The organism is Methanolacinia paynteri (genome assembly GCF_000784355.1).
Lineage (GTDB): Archaea > Halobacteriota > Methanomicrobia > Methanomicrobiales > Methanomicrobiaceae > Methanolacinia > Methanolacinia paynteri.
The window spans coordinates 18316-38158 of record NZ_KN360929.1 but is presented as its reverse complement, the minus strand read 5'-3'; the positions used below and the strand labels follow the sequence as shown (position 1 = coordinate 38158).

General features: G+C 50.9%; 20 protein-coding genes and 1 tRNA gene. 9 read left to right on the top strand and 12 right to left on the bottom strand.

What is annotated here, in order from left to right; translation table 11 throughout:
• Window positions 1–949, bottom strand: a 949-nt coding sequence (locus METPAY_RS05645) for a nicotinate phosphoribosyltransferase (RefSeq protein ID WP_048150122.1), incomplete at its 3' end; no start/stop codon positions are given.
• A gap of 160 nt (window positions 950–1109) precedes the next feature.
• Between METPAY_RS05645 and METPAY_RS05640 the strand changes: the two genes are divergently transcribed.
• Window positions 1110–1781 (top strand): MTAP family purine nucleoside phosphorylase, encoded by a 672-nt coding sequence (locus tag METPAY_RS05640; RefSeq protein WP_048150120.1) that lies wholly within the window; start codon window positions 1110–1112, stop codon window positions 1779–1781.
• 19 nt (window positions 1782–1800) lie between these two features.
• Entirely contained in the window at window positions 1801–3126 is a 1326-nt protein-coding gene (locus tag METPAY_RS05635; RefSeq protein ID WP_048150118.1) for an amidohydrolase family protein, read from the top strand.
• A gap of 13 nt (window positions 3127–3139) precedes the next feature.
• On the opposite strand, the gene METPAY_RS05630 is transcribed toward METPAY_RS05635, so the two are convergent.
• Together METPAY_RS05630 and METPAY_RS05625 are read right to left on the bottom strand one after the other, a co-directional pair.
• On the bottom strand, window positions 3140–4696 hold the full coding sequence (locus METPAY_RS05630; protein WP_048150115.1) for an MFS transporter: 1557 nt from the start codon (window positions 4694–4696) through the stop codon (window positions 3140–3142).
• Window positions 4697–4753: 57 nt separating this feature from the next.
• Window positions 4754–5731: a sensor histidine kinase gene (locus METPAY_RS05625; RefSeq protein WP_048150113.1), complete on the bottom strand. Its 978-nt coding sequence runs from the start codon at window positions 5729–5731 to the stop codon at window positions 4754–4756.
• Between the two features lie 240 nt (window positions 5732–5971).
• On the opposite strand from METPAY_RS05625, the gene METPAY_RS05620 reads away from it, so the two are divergent.
• The 3 genes from METPAY_RS05620 to METPAY_RS05610 all read left to right on the top strand — a co-directional run bounded on the left by METPAY_RS05620 (window position 5972) and on the right by METPAY_RS05610 (window position 9266).
• Window positions 5972–6601: a DUF47 domain-containing protein gene (locus METPAY_RS05620; RefSeq protein ID WP_048150109.1), complete on the top strand. Its 630-nt coding sequence runs from the start codon at window positions 5972–5974 to the stop codon at window positions 6599–6601.
• Window positions 6602–6607: 6 nt separating this feature from the next.
• Window positions 6608–7786 (top strand): inorganic phosphate transporter, encoded by a 1179-nt coding sequence (locus METPAY_RS05615; protein ID WP_048150106.1) that lies wholly within the window; start codon window positions 6608–6610, stop codon window positions 7784–7786.
• Between the two features lie 409 nt (window positions 7787–8195).
• Window positions 8196–9266, top strand: coding sequence for a DUF3089 domain-containing protein (locus tag METPAY_RS05610; protein ID WP_048150105.1), 1071 nt, complete (start codon window positions 8196–8198; stop codon window positions 9264–9266).
• Window positions 9267–9323: 57 nt separating this feature from the next.
• On the opposite strand, the gene nth is transcribed toward METPAY_RS05610, so the two are convergent.
• The 3 genes from nth to pyrH form a co-directional block, all read right to left on the bottom strand.
• Window positions 9324–9971: an endonuclease III gene (gene nth / locus METPAY_RS05605; RefSeq protein WP_048150104.1), complete on the bottom strand. Its 648-nt coding sequence runs from the start codon at window positions 9969–9971 to the stop codon at window positions 9324–9326.
• Window positions 9972–9984: 13 nt separating this feature from the next.
• Window positions 9985–10059 (bottom strand) — tRNA-Pro (locus METPAY_RS05600).
• A 63-nt stretch (window positions 10060–10122) separates the two neighbouring features.
• Window positions 10123–10830: a UMP kinase gene (gene pyrH / locus METPAY_RS05595; protein ID WP_048150102.1), complete on the bottom strand. Its 708-nt coding sequence runs from the start codon at window positions 10828–10830 to the stop codon at window positions 10123–10125.
• Between the two features lie 163 nt (window positions 10831–10993).
• On the opposite strand from pyrH, the gene amrS reads away from it, so the two are divergent.
• Together amrS and METPAY_RS05585 are read left to right on the top strand one after the other, a co-directional pair.
• Entirely contained in the window at window positions 10994–12010 is a 1017-nt protein-coding gene (amrS, locus tag METPAY_RS05590; protein WP_048150099.1) for an AmmeMemoRadiSam system radical SAM enzyme, read from the top strand.
• Between the two features lie 22 nt (window positions 12011–12032).
• On the top strand, window positions 12033–12518 hold the full coding sequence (locus METPAY_RS05585; protein WP_048150096.1) for a Mut7-C RNAse domain-containing protein: 486 nt from the start codon (window positions 12033–12035) through the stop codon (window positions 12516–12518).
• A gap of 6 nt (window positions 12519–12524) precedes the next feature.
• On the opposite strand, the gene METPAY_RS05580 is transcribed toward METPAY_RS05585, so the two are convergent.
• Together METPAY_RS05580 and METPAY_RS05575 are read right to left on the bottom strand one after the other, a co-directional pair.
• On the bottom strand, window positions 12525–13190 hold the full coding sequence (locus METPAY_RS05580) for a flavodoxin family protein (protein WP_048150094.1): 666 nt from the start codon (window positions 13188–13190) through the stop codon (window positions 12525–12527).
• Window positions 13187–13594: a hypothetical protein gene (locus tag METPAY_RS05575; RefSeq protein WP_157199011.1), complete on the bottom strand. Its 408-nt coding sequence runs from the start codon at window positions 13592–13594 to the stop codon at window positions 13187–13189. Before METPAY_RS05575 ends, METPAY_RS05580 begins: the two co-directional genes overlap by 4 nt.
• 103 nt (window positions 13595–13697) lie before the next feature.
• Here METPAY_RS05575 and METPAY_RS05570 point away from each other — a divergent pair, with 103 nt between their 5' ends.
• Window positions 13698–15059 carry a mannose-1-phosphate guanylyltransferase/mannose-6-phosphate isomerase gene (locus tag METPAY_RS05570; RefSeq protein ID WP_084600700.1) on the top strand — a complete coding sequence of 454 codons (1362 nt, stop codon included), beginning with the start codon at window positions 13698–13700 and terminating at the stop codon, window positions 15057–15059.
• A 25-nt stretch (window positions 15060–15084) separates the two neighbouring features.
• Here the strand turns inward: METPAY_RS05570 and METPAY_RS05565 are convergent, their stop codons facing one another.
• Window positions 15085–15537 carry a phosphate-starvation-inducible PsiE family protein gene (locus METPAY_RS05565; protein WP_048150091.1) on the bottom strand — a complete coding sequence of 151 codons (453 nt, stop codon included), beginning with the start codon at window positions 15535–15537 and terminating at the stop codon, window positions 15085–15087.
• Window positions 15538–15594: 57 nt separating this feature from the next.
• Between METPAY_RS05565 and METPAY_RS05560 the strand changes: the two genes are divergently transcribed.
• Window positions 15595–16437 carry a class I SAM-dependent methyltransferase gene (locus tag METPAY_RS05560; RefSeq protein ID WP_052418690.1) on the top strand — a complete coding sequence of 281 codons (843 nt, stop codon included), beginning with the start codon at window positions 15595–15597 and terminating at the stop codon, window positions 16435–16437.
• 9 nt (window positions 16438–16446) lie between these two features.
• Here the strand turns inward: METPAY_RS05560 and METPAY_RS05555 are convergent, their stop codons facing one another.
• From METPAY_RS05555 to METPAY_RS05545, 3 genes are all read right to left on the bottom strand, one after another.
• A complete protein-coding gene (locus tag METPAY_RS05555; protein ID WP_048150087.1) occupies window positions 16447–17286 on the bottom strand; it encodes a transglutaminase domain-containing protein in 840 nt (279 codons plus the stop codon).
• Between the two features lie 70 nt (window positions 17287–17356).
• Window positions 17357–18535, bottom strand: coding sequence for a carboxynorspermidine decarboxylase (gene nspC / locus METPAY_RS05550; protein WP_048150085.1), 1179 nt, complete (start codon window positions 18533–18535; stop codon window positions 17357–17359).
• Window positions 18536–18538: 3 nt separating this feature from the next.
• Entirely contained in the window at window positions 18539–19726 is a 1188-nt protein-coding gene (locus tag METPAY_RS05545) for a saccharopine dehydrogenase family protein (protein ID WP_048150084.1), read from the bottom strand.
• Window positions 19727–19843: the final 117 nt, after the last annotated feature.

The following is a 19843-nucleotide window of genomic DNA, read 5'->3' as shown; positions in this document are numbered from 1 at the left end:
CCTCCTTGACTCCGCTCTTCTTGCCTCTCTTCGAGTAGATCTTCCCTTCTATCTCGACGATATCGAGCGAAAAATCGATGACCGGCGCATTGGCGATCGAACCGCCGACCCCGAATGCATCTACTATATCCCTGTACTTCAGGATGTCGTCGGCAGTAAGCCCGCCGGAGAGAAAGATCCCGACATCCGGGAATCCGTTTATATCAAGCTCCCAGCGAACCTCTTCAAGGATCTGCCTCATATCTCCTTTACGTGATGAGGGTGTGTCGAGGCGGACCGCAGAAGCGCCCGCCTTTGCCGCTTCGAGCGCCTCTCTCTTCTCGTCGCAGTAAGTATCGCAGAGCATCACGCGGGGAACGTCGTCCGGAGCGTGGCGATCGAACGAGAGCCATGCATCGAGGGGCTTGTCGAAGCACATGACAAAGGCGTGGGGCATTGTCCCGGCGAGCGGAATTCCCGCCGGCGCACTCGTACTGCTTGCACCGTCCACTCCGCCGACCCATGCAGATCTCTCGATCATCCGCGATATCGCCGGGTGCTGTCTCCTTGACCCGAACGAGTATACCGGCCTCTGGGCGGCGCAGGCCTTTATTATCGCCGCAGATGTCGCGATCCCGGATGCATGGCAGATGAATCCCAGGAGGGATGTCTCGTACTTCGCAAAATCACGGTAATGTCCGGAGATCCTGATCACCGGTTCGCCGCGGTAGAAGATGCTCCCCTCCGGCATTGCGTAGACATCTACGGGAAGTCCTTCGAGAAGCGAGAGGGCGTCGTCCAGGCCGCAGAAGACACCCCATTCGTCGGGGAGGTTCTGGGCGGTGATCTCGACGCTGACCACCGGGTTCTTTCCCTCGAGGGCAAGGATGTCTGATGTCCTGACGAAGTATATATCGGTATTTTCGCCTGACTTTATCTCGTTGTCGTCAACAGTATGAAAGATTCCCATTCACTGGTATATTGGCGATTGAAAAGATTAGTTTTTTGTAAATTTTCGGGGCCCTTAAAGCATTTCATAAAATATTACGCACTCCGGCAGGGAGGGCAACTGCTTTAGGGCGGCGGGATTGATATGAGATGATTGACATAATTTTAGATGGAGACCGCCGATGCTTGGAATAATTGGAGGCACAAGCCTTTTGTATGCCGATCTGCCCGAACTGGAGAAGAAGGTGGTGCCGACACCTTTCGGCCCCGCTGAGGTGCTTTTCGGGGATATCGTCCTACTTATGAGGCACCAGTTCAATACCCCGCCGCACAGGATCAATTTTCCTGCATGCCTTTCCGCACTGAAGCTCTCGGGGGTGTCCCGTATAGTCGCATTCGGTTCGGTGGGATCGCTCAACAGGTCGATCGGACCGGGAAGCGTGGTTCTGCCCGATGATTATCTTTCTATGTCGAAGATCCCGACGATCTTTGACAGTTCGATCGGGCATGCCTCGCCGTCGATAGATGCGGAGATCCACGACGAGCTGTCTTATATCGTTCCCGAGGCCGTGAAGAAAGGGACATACGTCCAGACCGACGGCCCGAGGCTCGAGACGAGGGCGGAGATAATGGCTCTTAAAGATCTCGGCGATGTCGTGGGGATGACCATTTCAAGCGAGGCGACAATTGCAAACGAGCTCTCTCTCCCCTTTGCTGCGGTATGCATGGTGGATAACTTCTGCCACGGCCTCGGTGCGGAGGAGCTGAGCTATGAATACATCCTCGAAAAATCGAGGAGCAACAAGGAAACGACCGAGAAGATACTCGAAGATATTATCGAAAGACTTGGTTGAAAATTAAGGAGCACAAAATATGACGAACGAAGATCCTGATATATTCGGCGGCGGGAGCTCGATCCTGCTTGTAAACGTAATAGTGAACGGAAAGAAGGGCAGCATATACATCGACGAGACCGGAAAAATAGGTGAGACCTGCGAAGGAGCAAACGCAGGACTAAAGGCGGAGGCTGAATTCATCATCGACGGAAACGGTGCTATTGCAACTCCCGGGTTCACGAATACTCACACCCATGCGGCGATGTCTCTTCTGAGAGGCTACGCGGACGACATGCACCTCCAGCAGTGGCTGAGCGAGAAGATCTGGCCGCTCGAAGCACACCTGACCGGCGAAGACGTCTACCGGGGAACGAAACTCGCCTGCCTCGAGATGATCAGATCAGGGACGATCGCGTTCAACGACATGTACTTCTTCATGGACCAGGCCGCAAAGGCGGTCGACGAGATGGGAATGAAAGCGGTATTGTGCCACGGTTTCATCGATTTCGGGGACGAAGCGAAGAGGGAGTCGGAGATAAAAGCGACCGAGGTCCTCTACTCGCACGTCAAAGCCATGAACAACCCGAGGATCAAGATGGCGACCGGCCCGCATGCTCCTTACACAATTTCGAGGGAGGGCCTTACATGGTGCGCCGAATTCTCGAAGGAGAAGGACGTTCACCTTCATATACACCTGAGCGAGACCGAGACCGAGGTGAAGGAGTGCATCGAGCAGCACGGAAAGAAGCCCGCCGAACTCCTCGAAGAATGCGGCTGTCTTACGAACAAGACTATCGCTGCACACTGCTGCTGGCTCGACGATGCCGAATGCGAACTGCTCGGAAAATACGGAGTCTCGCCATCGCACAATCCCGCATCGAACATGAAGCTTGCAGGGGGAAGGGCGATGCCATACCAGAAGCTCCTCGATGCCGGTGCGAATCCCACGCTCGGAACCGACGGGTGTTCGTCGAACAACAACCTTGACATCCTCGAAGAGGTCAAATTCGCGGCACTGCTCCAGAAATTCTTCTGGAACTCGGATACTGTTCTGCCTGCAAACGAGGCATACGATATGATCACCTCGGCGGGTGCGAAGGCGCTCGGCTTCGGACCGGGAAGGATCGAAAAGGGAGCGCCTGCGGATATAGTCCTGATACGGACCGATGTAGCATGCAACACCCCGCTCTACAACCCTGTCTCGAATATAATCTATTCGTGCGGTTCGAATGCCGTTGATACCGTCATCTGCGACGGAAGAGTTCTCATGCACGAGGGGACTATCCCCGGCGAAGAGGAGATCCTGAAGAAAGCTTCTGAGACCGCCTTCGATCTCGTAAAGAGAAAGGAAGACGCGGGATAGTCCTGCCTTTTAATCAATCACTCTCTCTTTTCGGAAGTCCGAGTACAAGAATAAAGCCCAGTGCAAGAATTATGGATATTGCACTGAACGTAGTTTTCATAGCAGACGCGAGAGCGTCGTCAACAATAATTTTTATCGCTTCAGCCTGTACGGGCGTAAGAGAGCCGGGCAGAGGCGACTCTCCCATCCTGTAGGTCCACTCCTGGAGCTGAAGCGCTTTCTCTTCGACGGAAAGATCGTCAAGCTGTTCGTCGAGTTCCAGCCCTGCAATCAACCCGCCGAACAATGAGATGAACAGCAATACCCCGATGATCGCGGTTCCGAGCGATGTCCCCAGTTGTCTCGAAGTATTAAGGACTCCCGATGCATCGCTTTCATGCTCCTTTGACGAGGACGAGAGGGTGATGTTCGTCAGTTGCGAGAATATTATTCCCACTCCTATGCCGAAGATCACCGATCCGGGAACAATGTCGAATGCTTCGGTATATAATCCGAACACCCCGCCCAAAAGCTGCGAACCGCCGATTGCAACAGCAAATCCGGCCAGGAGCAATGTTTTCGGGCCGGCAAAGACGTTGAGGCGGTTTGCAGAGATCGAGAACACGAGTATTGCAAGCGACATGGGGAGAAGAGCAAAACCTGTCAGAAAAGCGGTCGCACCTGTGACCGACTGGAGGAAGACGGGAATTATAAACAGAATCCCGGCTATGACCAGGTTCTGAATGATGCCCAGTATGATCCCTATACTGAATGTTCTGTTTTTGAAGACGTCGACATCCACCAACGGCATCCTGCCGTTTTTCTTCCTCCTTACCAGCCAGAAGTAGAGAATGCCGAGGAGAACGATTCCCGAGATTATCAGTAGCGGAATCAGATCCCACATGAATACGTTCCTGAGCATTAATATCCCGACAACCAACAGGGAGAGTCCGCCGAATGATAATACCGTGCCGAAGAGATCAAGTTCCCTCCATCCCGATCCTGTTTTCCGTTCCTTGAGCAGGTATGAAAATATGATAATTACAATTACTACGATCAGCTCAAGACGGAACGCCCATCTCCAGCTGTAGTATGTTGTCAGAAAACCTCCGACTATCGGCCCGAAGGCCGCTCCTGCCGCCCCGACCCCTCCCCATAAGCCGAAAGCGAAAGCTCTCTCCTTTCCTTCGTATGAATCTGTCAGAAATGCCGATGTAGCAGGGAGCATAAAAGCCGCACCGAGCCCTTCGAGCACAGACCATCCTATAAGAAGCGAATTGATATTCCAGCTTACGGAGGCAGTGAACGTGCCCGCACCGTATAGCAGGACCCCGAACAGGAACGCTCTCTTTCTCCCGATTATATCCTGCATCCTGCTCCCGAACAGCATGAACGATGCCATGATCAGGGCATATACTGCGATGGTGGATTGAATTGACGGAAGGTCGGTGTTCAGGTCGGCCACAAGTGCGGAGATTGATACGTTCATTATCGTCGTATCGATGACCATAATGAATACGGCCATGCACGCGATAGCAAGAACTCCCCAGTGGGACTTGTTCGTATCGGCGGACCGCCTGAGAATATTCATTTAATCCAGAAAAAGCAGGTGAGATTATAAAGACTTTGTGATCAGGAGAGTCTGATTTTAAACGGCTCCATTATATCTCCACTTGTCCGGTGGAATCGTAATCCTGAAGCAGGCACCTTCGCCCGGAACCCCGTTCTCGCTGATCGCAATATCGGTAATTCCCAGGATCTCCCTGACTAAAAACAGCCCCAGGCCCGAATTTTTTCCATATGAGTGATTGAATATCTTCTCTTTTTCATCTTCAGGAATGCCCGTGCCGTCATCACGGAAGAACAGGCAGCCTGTTTCGCCTTCCCGGGAGAATGACAGGCTTATTGCAGAGGCTCCCGTTGCATGCCTCATAGTGTTGTCCATCAGGTTGTAGAGCACTCTTTCAAACATCGAGTCTGCGTAGATCTCGATATCCTCGTCAGGATCTATTGCCCTTAACTGATGAAACAGGGAATTGCTCTGGTAAACCTTCCGGAAAGTCTCCCTGACGTCGATCCATGTGGGAGCGTTTACCCCGATGTCCTGGTAATCCCTCGTGCTTATTACGACGTTGTTCAGGCTGCGAACCGATCTCTGGATCTTCTGAACATAGCTGTTATTCTCGGGATTCTTCCTGACAGCATCTGCATCAGCAATCATCTCCGTATAGGCCGTAATGACAGTCAGCAGGTTCAGCATGTCGTGCCTCGTAATGCTTGAGAGCATATTGAGCTTTTTATTCGATTTGAGTATCGACGTCTCCATTGTTTCGATCTCGTTCTGTTTCCGGTCGAGCTGGAGGATCAGCCTTTCGGTTCTTAGCAGCGGGATGGATGCGATTATTACCGCCAGTATCGTAGTGACGATTATCGTTACTATGTGGGATGTCCAGATCGTAATCCCCGGGAACAATGCCTGCTTGGATAATTCGTAAGCCGACATGAATATGAAAGTCAGGATGAAAACAATCGAAATATTCTTTAAAAACCGGGTTTTGGCCTTCTGGTGCTCATTTAAGAATTCTATATTTTTCTCTTCGCACACGCTTTCTTCCCGGTTTTTCATTCGCAATTAAATTATTTTTTCAACATATATACTGTGCCTTATGATTCTCAACGGTCGTTCTGGCGGACAGGCTTGCGGCAGGGATGCCATGATTTATGCTCGCTTTTATCGAAAAACCATCTGAAATATTATTCTCTGACGGATATATTTCCTGATTCCCGTTTGTTTTGTCAACTGCATATATCGGAATCAAAAGAACTTTTTCAGTTCAGGACATACAGGTGTTAAGGTGATCTTACTTTGGGCTTAAGAGACATGCTTGTCCCCAATGATGACAGATTTTTTGACCTCTTTGAAAGACAGGCTGTTGTACTGAAGAAGGCTTCTGCGCATCTCCTGAATACTTTTGAATCTTTTGAGGATGTCAAGAACAAATGCCACAAGATGAAGAATTACGAACACCAGGGCGACGAAATTACTCATGACATCTACCAGCTCCTAAACAAGAGTTTCGTGACGCCTATAGAACCCGAAGACATATCCCGGCTTGCCAAGGTTCTTGACGATATTCTCGATCATATAGACGATACATCCAGCAAGATGTACTTCTACGGGATAACCGAGGCAGATCATTACATGGTCGATCTTGCAAAACTCATCGACAGCCAGGCGAACGAGATCGAGGATGTGGTTAAGGAGATGAGGCATTTCAAGAATATCGAAATGATCGAGGAGAAATGCATCGAAATCAACCGCCTTGAAAATCTCGCGGACGAGATCCTCGGAAATGCACTTCGCGAACTGTTTCTCTCGGACGATGCCAAGAAGATTATTAAGAACAAGGACATCTATGAAACACTGGAGATCGCGACGGACAAATGCGAAGAAGTGGCGAACGTTCTCTTTGACCTTGCAATAAAACATTCCTGATCAAATATGGATATGATTATTATTTTTGCCGGAATAATCCTCGCCCTGCTGTTCAACTTTGTGAACGGGCTGAATGATGCGGCAAATTCAATAGCGACCGTGATTGCCACAAGGGCCCTGACGCCCCTTCAGGCGGTGGGAATGGCGGCAGTCTTCAATATGATCGGGCCGTTTTTGTTCTCGACCGCGATTGCAAAAACTATCGGTAAAGGACTTATCGAATCTTCTCTTCTTACACCTTATCTTGTTTTCGCTGCCATGTTCGGCGCAGTTTTGTGGGTTTTCGTCTCTTCCGTCTTTGGTATTCCGGTGTCGAGCAGCCATGCCCTTGTCGGGGGCATCGTCGGAGCCGGTATAGCGATGGGAGGAGTTACCGTCATATTATGGCCCGAAATATCCACGGTCTATCTGCTCGTATTATACACGCTGGCCGGAACGCTTCTTATAACGATAGTCTTCTCGGCACTGCTTGTAGCTGTAGGTGAGGATTGGCGGCGTTATCTGGCATTTACCATTCTTTCGGGTATTGCAGTGACGATTCCTGCATTGATTATCTCGGGCCTTCTTGAGATAAGCGGTATTCTTGCGATTATTGTATTTATCGTGGTGTCCCCCATGCTCGGGTTCATCGCGGCTTTCCTTCTTGGTATACTGATGATGCGGCATCTCCGCAACTCGAACCCGGCGAAGGTCAACCGCAATTTAAGGCCTCTCCAGATAATAGCTGGAGCTTGGCAGTCGGTTGGCCACGGTGCGAACGACGCACAGAATGCGATGGGAATGATTACTGCCATGCTCTTTGCGGCCGGAATGATCTCGGTCTTCGAGGTTCCGCTCTGGGTTATAATATCTTCATGTCTTGCAATTTCCATTGGAACAATGCTCGGGGGCTGGAGGGTCATAGACAAGATGGCCCACAAGATTACGAAGATCAGACCGTACCAGGGTTTTTCATCGGCGGTCGCGGGCGGTGCGGTTCTGTCGCTGATGACCTCTTTCGGTGTGCCGGTCTCGACTACTCACGCGATCAGCGGATCGATCATGGGTGCGGGTTCGACGAGGGGATATTCGTCTGCGGTCCGCTGGAACAACGTGAGAGAGATCGTGATGGCGTGGTTCATAACGATCCCTGCGTCGGCCTTCGTCTCCGGGATCGTCTACCTGATTATCAGCATATACATATAATCCATAAGATCCCGGATGAAGAATTTTATTATTTGCTATAAAAATCCGGACTCGGGTCCTTTAGATCCCCTGCCCTAATCTCAATAAACTTTTTGGCTCTTTGCTGTCTCATGTCTTTATCAGGCGACCCCGGCACCGGCGGCCAGGTCTGCCCGCCGGACGGCCCCTGCCCAGGGGCCTTGCCTTAAGATAGCTATCTCATTGCACGCCCGGGGACCGGCAAGGGTCCCCTGGCTGTTTATTTGGTTTTACATGCAAATCACTTTGTGATTTACATGAACAGTGCATGAAACCTTTGTTTTATGAACGTTTTTGGCAAAGAGTTCTTTTTAGAACACTGTTCCCGGCAAATGGCGAATTTTAAGTAAGATTGCGGTTAAGTTTACCGGGATAAGGAAAGGTGTTCTGGATGACTTTTTGGAAGCCCGGTTTGATTATTCTCTTGATGATTGCAGCGATCTGCATGGTATTTTCAGGAGGCTGTACGGATGAAGGGAGTTCTGCTCCTGCAGAGGAGACGGAGACTCCTACTGTAATGGCTACGCCCACAGAAGAAGTCCCGGCGGCGGGGGAGAGTGTCGATTATTCGGACTCTTACAACTGGCTCTCTCTTCCCGCTGTCGATAAAGAGGTAGACGTCTTCTATGTGTACCCGACGGTGAGTGCGAACGAATCGGGTTCGATGCTCATTACCGATGATGTGGACAGGGCCCTTGCACAGGGAATCTTCGAGGCGCAGGCGAGTGTATACGAGCCGAGTGCAAATGTATTCGCCCCATACTACAGGCAGATGTCGACCGGAGTTTCTATGACTTCGGCTGACGAGCTTGCGACCGACACTCCCGAGTTCAAGCAGGGTGCGGTCGATGTGCAGGATGCATTTGAGTATTATATCGAGAACCTGAATGAGGGACGGCCGTTTATCATCGCAGGTCACAGCCAGGGGGCGATGGCGCTGATCGAACTGATAAAGAACCGTTTCGGTGACGACGAAGAGCTTCGCAGCCGTATGGTTGCGGCTTACCTGATCGGTTATACTGTTACGGACGACGATCTGGCACAGGCAGGCCTGACGGCAGCGACGGGGGCGACCGACACTGGTGTCGTAATTACGTACAACACGCAGTCGCCGACTTCGGTCGGAGGACCGATGCTCATGGCGGGTGCACACTGCATCAATCCGCTCAACTGGAGGACCGACGATACATATGCTCCGTCATCGGAGAATATCGGCGCAAGGTTCTACGACGATTCGACTGGAGAGTTCCTTCGTGAAGTCGCAAATTACTCGGATGCACAGATCAACATGACCTCCGGCGCACTTATGACGAATATTCCCGAGGGAGAGGAGCTTGATATCGGCTCGTATCCCGAGGGTGTCTATCACCGCTATGATTATGCGTTCTGGTACAGGAACTTAGAGCAGAATGTTAAGGACAGAATCAAAGCGTATATAGGAAGTAAAGTTTTTATCGCCTAGATCCGTTGGATCTCATTTCTCTTTTTTTTGGCGTGGATAATATTTCCAGTCAGGTTATTAATTATTTTGTTCCCTGGAATACCTGCAAAGATCTTTTATCACGCATCTCTCGCAGGCTGGATTTCTTGCGGTGCACACTGCTCTCCCGTGGGAGATCAGCAGGTAGTTCATCTTTCCCCATGCCTCTTTCGGGAATAAAGCGGTCAGGTCCCTTTCAATCTTTACCGGATCGGTGTTGTCCGTCAGCCCGATCCTCCATGAAACTCTTTTTACATGAGTGTCGACTGCGATCCCCTCGTCGATCCCGAATGCATGATTGAGGACTATGTTCGCTGTCTTTCTGCCGACGCCGGGGAGGGTGACAAGCTCCTCCATCGTCCGGGGAACCTCGCCGCCGAAATCGCTGACGAGGATCTTCGAAGACGCGATGATGTTTTTCGCCTTGGCCCTGAAGAACCCCGTCTTCCTTATGATCTTCTCGACGTCCTCCTGCTTAGCCTGTGAAAGTGCAGCGGGGTTGGGGTATTTCGAGAAGAGATCGTCCTTCACTGAATTCACCATTTTATCGGTGGTCTGGGCCGAAAGGATCGTCATTACAAGGATCTGGAACGGGTTGTCAAAGTCGAGAAAGTTGAGATTCGTATCTTCGTCCAGGTATTCCGCTGCGAGGATCGAGTAGATCCTGCATGCCTTTTCCCGCTGCATAAAAAAGACCTGATGGGGTAGGGCAGATTCGAACTGCCGTCAAAGCGTCCCAAACGCTCTAGGATGGACCAGGCTACCCTACTACCCCGTTTTTACCTAAATAAATGTGTGTTTTTTGTAAAAATAGCTGCCGATATTGATTATAAGCAGATTAGATCCCATCGAGCGGATTGACACCGCCGGGAGACACTATGCTGCCGCTGAATTTCCCGTCGATCAGGGCGTCCCTCAGGTTTTCGGGTCTTCTTCCGTCTATAACCACAAGCGGAATTCCGCTTCTCTTCAGGACCTTTGCCGCGACGAGATCGATGACCGTATTCGAGCCCGCTTCCATCCCGGCCCCCGAGACGATCTCAAGGAGTTCGTCCGGTGTGATGTTTTCGTATTTTACTGCGCCGGGATTCTTCTTCGGGTCTTCGGAGTATATCCCGTCAACCGATGTTACATTGACGAAGAAGTCCGCACCAGCCCTCTCCGCGAGAACAGCCGAGACCGCGTCCGTGGTCTGTGCGGGTGTGACACCGCCCATCACAACGATCTTTCCCGAATCTCCGGCAATGAGCGCTTCGGTATAATCTTCCGGCACCGACCTGTATGCGGCATCCCCGAGAGCCCATACGAGCATCGATGCATTTATCCTCGTGACAAGAATCCCCAGCTCGTCGGATGTCGCCTCGTCGATCCCGAGCTTTCTTGCCTGATCTATATATCTCCGGGCCTCTCCCCCTCCTCCGACGACTACATAGACGGCATACTTTTTCGACAATTCCTTCAGGATTCCGGAAAATTTACTGATATTGTTGGATTCAAGCGACGGAACAAGAATCGAACCTCCGACTGACAGGACAATCTTTTTCATTCTGGCTGAATTATTTGCCTCCAATGAAATATAATTATTCAAGTCTGGCGATTGCAGTGAAAATTAATTTCATGGTGTCTCGAGGATCAATACAATGATCAATACAATAATATGATCCCCGGGGGAAAGAACGTAACAGGAAAACCCGGAGGCTGTGATATCCATGTCCCATGTTGCAGAATTATATGATAAAATCGAGGAGGACGCCGTCAGGTGCAGGGTGTGCAGCCACAGGTGCAGGATCGGCGAAGGAAAAAGCGGGATCTGTGGGATGAGGATAAACCGCGGCGGAACTCTCTACGCGGAAAATTACGCAAAGGTAGTCGCCGAAGCTGTAGATCCAATCGAGAAGAAGCCTCTCTACCATTTCCTTCCCGGGACGAATGTGTACTCCCTCGGGGGGCTTGGATGCAATTTCCACTGTACACACTGCCAGAACTGGCAGATCTCGCAGGACCACGACCTGACCGGGATGTACAGGACGATCTCTCCGGAGGAAGGCGTCCGGAGGGCGCTCTCTGCCCGGTGCCGGAGCATCGCGTGGACATACAACGAACCGACGATCTGGCACGAGTACGCAAAGGACATGGGAAACCTCGCGAAGAAGGAGTCCCTCGGGACTGTCTACGTGACCAACGGCTACATGACCGAGGAAGCCCTCGACGATCTCTCTCCTATGCTTGATGCATTCAGCGTTGACCTGAAGTCTTTCTCCGACGAATTCTACAAAAAGATCTGCGGCGCCCGCCTACAGCCGGTCCTCGATTCGACGATCAGGGCGAAGGAGCTCGGCATGCATATCGAGACCGTGACCCTCGTAATCCCGGGTGTAAACGACAGCATGGAGGAGATGACCGGTCTTGTGGACTGGGTGCTTGAAAACCTCGGCCCGGACGTGCCCATGCACTTCACCGCTTTTCACCCGGATTTCAGGATGACCGATATTCCGCCGACACCCGTGAATACGCTCGAAAAGCTCCACGATATGGCTGTTGAAAAAGGGGTAAGGTACGTATATACGGGAAATATCGCGTCCCACAGGTACAATAACACCTACTGCCCCGAGTGCGGGAGCCTGCTGATAGAGAGATCAGGTTTTTCCGCCGGGATTGTAGGTCTTGAAGGGACGAGATGCAGCAAATGCGGAGCGAAGATCCCGGTAGTGACTGATGTAAAATGATCTGTTCTTATTTTTTTGAACCATGAAAAATTCATTTCTGGCAGACAGGATGCTCGGAACGCTTGCAAAGTACCTGAGGTTTCTGGACTACGATACACTTTCCGCCGATACGCTCGAGCCCGGGAATACCCGCGAGGACACGGTCCTGCTCGGAATTGCACGATCCGACGGGCGGATACTTCTCACGAGGGACAGGGAGCTGTCGTGCCGCGGGGACGAGTGCGTATTCCTGAACTCCGAAGACGCGGTAGGGCAGGTGAGGCAGCTAGTCGAAGAGGGCCTGATCGATCCCGACCTGACTCTCAGAATGCACCGGTGCTCGGTCTGCAACCATGTATTACGGAAAGCGAAGCAGGACGAGATCGACGGATGCAGCTATGCCCCGAAAGATAAAACCGGCAAAAAATTTGCATGGTGCCCTGTCTGCGGAAAGCTCTACTGGATGGGCTCCCATGCGGCAAATCTCGAAGAAAAACTGAAAGAAGTATCGCCCGGAAAGGGCGATTAAAATTATCTACAGCCAGCCTTTCTCTTTCCAGTAATCGTATTCGTGCGTCCACTCGTCCTTGTTGAATAAGACGAGATTCTTCATTCTCTCGTGCATCCTGTCGTGAAAAGCTTCCTGTTCCGGGTAGACTCTCTTCTCCGAGATGGCAGCGACGAGATCCTTTCCAAGTTCGTAGGATCTTCTGCAGGCATCCCCGAACGCCTCGTCTCCTTCGGCTAAAACCGCGTACGCGTCTTCCGTCGTGTTCGCGCCCATGACCTGGAGAGTGTTGTTCATGTAGTCGCATACGATGTCGGCGTTTCCTCCTCCGGCGGTCGATACGGAAAATCCGTATTTGCCGAGAAGCATCTGGCAGTGGACCACGTCGGGCATCCTGTCGAATAGCGTCTTGAGCTGTGCTGTAACCGAGTTGATGTAAACCGGAGATCCAAGTATTATCCCGTCGCTTTCAAGGATCAGGTCGAGGATATCCTCGTAATCGTCGCCCTGTATGCAGCTTCCGGTGGAGTAGCATGTGCTGCAACCCGTGCAGTAGCCGATGTCCATCTCGGTGATGTCGACGAAAAGGATCTCCGCTCCCGCATCTTCGGCTCCCTTCAGTGCCGATTCAATCAGCCTGTAGGTGTTGCCTTTTTTCCCTCTCGGGCTCCCGAGCAGTGCAAGAATTTTCATTTCTCATCCCTCGAAATCTCGACTTCCAGTTTGTATGCAGTTCCGCATTCTCCGTTAAGACTGACCGAAAAGCCCTGGTGATCCCCTGCCTCGATCACTTCGAAGTACTTGCTGTACGTATCGACGACTTCATTTGTCGAGGGATCGACAAGGTTGCACCTTGCGACGACGTTCCGTGCGTCGTCCGCTCCGTTGTTCCTGACATCGACTGTCTCAACCCTGTAATAACATGTCCCGTCCGACCTGTAGTGCTGAACCGGGCCGGATGAAAGAGAGTAGGTGAGACCATCCGAATTTCCGGACGACGACCCCCCGCCTGAAGACTGCGAGCCAGAATCCGTGCATCCTGCAGATACGAGCAGGGCAAGCATCGCGGCTGCGATAAGGAATGTTCCGATCTTCATTTCTCCAACTCCTATATATGATATGACTTCGCCGGACAATTTATAAATATCCCGGCGAATGGAATTGATTTATCTTTCATTCGGTAGAAAATAAAGTAGGAGAGTGACGAATATCCCGATAGGATCAATTATTCTTGCCGGAGGAGTCGGAACAAGGCTCTGGCCCCTTTCAAGAGAGCAGTTCCCGAAACAGTTCCTCAAATTGAACGGAACATCGTTCTTCCAGGATACATATACAAGAGCTCTCAGGATCTCGTCCCCGGAGGAGATCGTAGTTGTTACGAACGAAAACTTCAGGTATCACGTTAAGAACCAGGTAGAGGAATTGGGTTATTCGATAGACGACAGCCGGATCCTCCTTGAGAGCGAAGGTAAGAACACTCTCCCTGCAATAACATGGGGCGTCCGTGTTCTGTACGACATCTTCGGGGATATTCCGGTGGCCGTATTCCCGAGCGATCATATCCTCGATGAAAAGGCTATGGACATAATAAAGAATTCCGCTCCTCTTGCAAAAGAAAACCTCGTGGTGTTCGGGATTAAGCCGACCGCCCCCCTCACCGGTTACGGTTATATAAAACCCGGGGAAGCCCTCAACGGCGGTTTTGCCGTAAAAGAGTTCAAAGAGAAGCCGGGGCCCGAAAAGGCGAAGGAGTATATGGATTCCGGTTACCTGTGGAACAGCGGGATGTTTTTGTTCAGCCCGGAAGTCTTCTTCGAGGAGCTGAAGAAGTACCGGCCTAACATGTATGAAGAGTTCGAAAGGCCTCATCCCGATTACTCTGAGGTCGAGTCGATCTCGATAGATTACGGTCTTCTCGAAATATCCGACAGGGTTGCGGTCGTCCCGCTGGCCCTGAGATGGAACGATCTCGGGAGCTTCAGGGCCCTTTATGAAAACTCGGGGAAGGACGAGAAAGGGAATGCCGGCGATGCGGAGTTTGTCGGTTCGGAGAACAACTTCGTCTATTCGAAGGACAAAAAGGTCGCAGTCCTCGGGATGAAAAACACAGCGATTATCGATTCCGGCGATGCACTTTTGGTCTGTGACCTTGACAATACAGAATCGGTAAAGGAGCTTGTCGGTATATATGCGGGCCGCGGTGATGACATCACGAAGTATCATCTGACCGTCCACCGTCCCTGGGGTTCGTATACGATACTCGAATCGAAGAAGTTCTTCAAGATAAAGAGGGTGACGGTAAACCCGATGAAGTCACTCTCCCTCCAGCTTCACCACCACAGGAGCGAGCACTGGGTAGTCGTGAGCGGAACCGCAGAGGTGCAGCTCGGTGACAAGGTCATGAATTTCTCAAGGGGGCAGAGCACATTCGTCGGCCAGGGAGTCGTTCACAGGCTCGGAAATCCAGGTAAGATCCCCTTAGAAGTAATCGAGATCCAGATCGGCGAGTACCTGGAAGAGGACGACATCGTCAGGTTCGACGACGATTTCGGACGGGTTTGAAAAAAATATAAAATAAAAAAATTAATTATTCTTTTTTTGGTTCTGCTGCACGTTCCGGAGTCAATGAATCGGCCTTTTTTATGAAGAAATAACCGGCTGTCAGTGCGAATATGACCACACCTATTCCAAGAAGAATATCGTTCGAGATTGTCATCGGGTCTATTATGATGATCTTTCTTGCGACGGCGATTATTGCAAGTATGATAACGATCTCTACCTGTATCTTTCGTGTCTCGAGGAACGATTTTATCGTCTCCATGAGCTCGAGGCCGATGAGGATTAAGAGGAAGAACTCGAATGAGGCAAGAATTCCCTTTGTTTCGAGCTTTAACATCGTATCGTCAAAGAACAATGCATCTATTATCAGATAAGCGAGTTCAAGGGTTGAAAAGATGAGGATAACCATCAGGATGACCATGAGGGCGAGATAGATCACGACCTCGATGTCGGTAATGTATTTTAGAACTTTCTTCTCCATCTGTACTCCCTTTATCGGTCGCGGCTGTATATCATAATTGCCTTTTTTATCCGGAAAATGTTACTAATCCCGAATTCAAGATATTATACGATATATATCATGCCCCGGCAGAAGAGAGGAAAATGCAGCGGCAACCCCTGCCTTCCGGAAGGAATTCCCGCGGGATTCGATGTAATAGGGGATATTGCGGTCGTAAACATACCTGCTGAATATGAAGATTATTACAGCGAAATTGTCTCTTATATTGCCGGGAAGAGAAAGAATGTCAGGACCGTTCTCAACCGTACGGCTTCCGCCGGGAGCGACTTCAGGGTCCCCGGCTTTGAGGTGATCTATGGCGATCCTCGGACTGTTACCGTTCACAGGGAGTCGGGATTTTCTTATATGGTGGATCTTAAGGATTCGTTCTTCAACCCGCGGCTTTGCACCGAACGGATGCGGGTTGCCGGGATGGTAAACGGAAACGAGAGTGTTTTGGTCCCATTTGCCGGGGTCGGGCCGTTCGCGATCTCGCCTGCAAAGAGGGGTGCGAAAGTTTACGCATTTGAGATGAACCCGGCCGCCTGCGGGTGGCTCGGGAAGAACGTGGAGTTAAACGATGTCAGCGGGAGCCTTGAGATTGTCCGCGGGGATGTACATGATATTCCAAATGTGTTTTCGAAGGAATTCGATCGTGCAATCGTCCCAGCCCCCTACGGGTTTGACGAATCCCTGCCCCTTTCCGCGTCCTGCGTGAAGAAAGGCGGATTCATTCATTTTTATACATTCAAAAGACCTTCCGAGATCGAAGGGCTGAGTGAGTCGTATGAAAGATCCGGCCTGGAGTCAATCTCCGTCCGCCGTTGCGGCAACGTTGCGAAGGGTGTCGCGAGATGGGTTTTCGATCTCCGGAAGATCTGAAAGGAGAGATCAGAAGCCGTGAGCCGATGAGAGATTCTCCCCGTCCACCGAAATGATCCCTGTTACCTGCTCGTATATCGCCGGTTTTGAACTCCCGAGATATTCTGCATATTCCTCCGCCCCGACCGGCCTGTCCGATGTTGTTTTTAATGGGTCGAGAATTATCCATCCGTCTTCCGTCAGTGCCTCCGCGAACTTATGATCGTAGCCGTACATGATCACGAACCGTGCCGGGAGATTCATCGTCCTGTTCACGAGGAATGCAACGGCCACGGCATATTCGCTGCAGTTTCCTCTGCCGTCAACTGCGGTCAGCTTTTCGAGGCCGTTCATATCGAAGAGATAATGATACAACAGCAGGTGAAACGCATACACACCGTTTCCGGGAAATATGCTCCGCACCGGAACAGGGCTCCTGATGTCGTTTCCCGAGGATGAAAATGAATCGAGATATCTTTTCGATATGTTCCATGCGACAGCTGATTGATCGTTTGCGGCATCGAGCCGCTCTTCGGCAAATATCCTGTAATCTTCCTTGACCGCTCCGTATTCCGCTTCAACGTCGAGTACAAAAGTGACCTGCGGGGCGAGCCACAAGATTATAATGACTCCTGCCAACTGAAGGATTCCTTTTCCTGTCATTAAGTATTTCCACAAAAGAACAATCATTACCGGAACCAGCAACGAGATCTCTGTTGCGACTGCGAGGGGGAGCGGATGGTCTGCAGGAAATATTATCAGGATATTCTGAAGGAGAAATACGGCGTAGGCTGAGATGATAACCGCAACGGCTGTGAGTACGACGAAGACGGCATATCTTTTGACATCCCCGGCTTCAAACGGCGGCATGATCCAAGCCTTTACGGACTATTGTCTCATCCCTGTCTATCTGTATTTTTATTGCGGCAAAAAAAGAGGTTTATCCGAGTCTCGATTTGAAGTCCTCGTACCCGAAGGTTCGGAGAACTTCGATCGAGTCTTTCTCTGGGTCCCATAGAAGAATGTCCGGGAGCCTGATCCCGTTGAACGTGGTGTTCTTCACCATCGTATAGTGCGCCATGTCGGTGAACGCCAGCTTGTCGCCTGGCTTCAGTTCGCAGTCGAAGGAATAGGTCCCTATGTCATCGCCGGAAAGGCAGCTCGGGCCGCCGAGCCTGTAGGTGTATTTCTTCTTTCCCGGCTTTCCCGACCCGACGATATACGGGCGGTAGGGCATCTCCAAAACGTCCGGCATATGAGCAGTTGCGGATGCGTCCACTATTGCGATCATTCCGTCGTTGTCCTTGATATCGACGACCTCCGAGATCAGCCACCCTGCGTTAAGTGCACAGGCCTCGCCGGGTTCGATATAGACATCGCATCCCCATCTCTTTCTGAACTCTTTTATCAGATCGACGAGGAGTTGGGTATCGTAATCCTTTCTTGTAATATGATGCCCGCCTCCGAAGTTTACCCATTTCATCCCGTCGAGATAGCGTGCAAATCTCTCCTCAAATGCATCGAGCGTTCTTTCGAGTGCATCGGCGTTGTTCTCGCAGAGTGCATGGAAATGAAGCCCTTCGATCCCTTCGAAATCGAATTTTTCCAACTCGCCCGCCCTGATCCCGAGTCTCGATCCCGGCCTGCACGGGTTGTATATCGCGGTCTCTACCTCGCAGTGCTCCGGGTTCACCCTAAGCCCGCAGGAGACCTTCTTCTCAGAATCGAGGATCGTTCGCTTATGCCTCTCCCACTGTGAAAGCGAGTTGAATGAGAGGTGCGAGCACATCCTGATATATTCTTCAATCTCGCAGTCCTTGTATGCCGGCGAAAATGCATGCACCTCTCCGCCGAACTCCTCGAAGCCGAGTCTCGTCTCGTCGAGAGAGCTAGAACATGTACCCGAATAATAACTGCTGATCTCCGGGAAGACCGGCCATGCCGCAAATGCCTTCAGTGCAAGGAGTGCCTTTCCTCCGCTCTCCTTCGCAACCTCCGAGATGATCTCGCCGTTGCTCTTCAGTGCCGAGAGGTCGAGAAGGTAGCACGGCGTCTTTATCCCGGAGAGATCCGGCAGTACCCCGGACCTTTCGTGTCTTAGATCGATCTTGCTCTTCATTTTTTAAAGGTCCGTAATCTTCCAGGGTAGCCCTCTTTCTCCAAGCTTTTCAAGGAAAGGAACAGGGTCAAACTGCTCCACGTTCCAGACGCCGGGTTTGTTCCAGATCCCGCGTAGGAACATCTCTGCACCGAGTGCCGCCGGCACTCCTGTAGTGTAGCTCACCGCCTGTGCCCCTACTTCGTCGTGTGCTTTTTCATGCTCGCAGACGTTGTAGATCATCTTCCTGATCCTCTTTCCGTCTTTGAGCCCCTCGATGATGCAACCTATGCTCGTCTTTCCGGTATAGCCTTCGGAAAGGGACGATGGATCGGGAAGGAGCGCTTTCAGGAATTTGAGCGGAATTATCTTGTGCCCCTCGAACTCCACCGGCTCTATCCCGGTCATCCCGACATTTTCGAGGACGCGGAGATGGGTCAGGTATTCGTCGGAGAACGTCATCCAGAACCTGATCTTCTTTAAGCCAGGAATATTTTTGACAAGGGACTCCTCCTCTTCATGATAGAGCAGGTACGCCTTTTTCTCCCCCACCTCGGGAAAGTCTATTATCATCGATTCGGAGAGCGGTTCGATATACTTCCACTCGCCGTTTTCCCAGTATTTTCCTTTCTGTGTAACTTCGCGGATATTAATCTCGGGGTTGAAGTTCGTTGCGAATGGATGGCCGTGATCGCCGGCATTGCAGTCTATAATGTCGATATATTCAATAGTGTCGAATATTTTGTCTCTCGCATATGCACAGAATATATTCGTTACACCGGGATCGAATCCGCATCCGAGTATTGCAGTAAGCCCTTTTTCGGTGAACTGTTCCTGGTATGCCCATTGCCAGCTGTATTCGAATTTCGCCTCTTCAGGAGGCTCGTAATTTGCAGTATCGAGATATGAAACTCCGGTCTTCAGGCAGGCCTCCATAATAGTAAGATCCTGATAGGGAAGTGCGGTATTGATAACAATAGAAGGATTTGTCTTCGATATCAGTCCGATCAGTTCATCGACGCTGTCCGCATCGACCTTCTCGATTCGGATCTTTTGTCCGGTTCGTTTCCTGACGGATTCTGCAATTTCGATACATTTTTCACAAGTTCTGCTTGCAAGGGTTATTTCACTAAAAACATCCGGCTGTGTGGCGCATTTATGAACCACAACGCTGCCTACACCGCCGGCACCGATTATAAGGACTTTGTGCATTTATCAACTCCATATGACCAGCTCTGCACTATGAAGCAGAGCGACATGAAATAATTTATTATATCGATTGTCTTTGTAAGGAAAAAAAGTGGCGGTTTGATATAAGTTACGATAGAA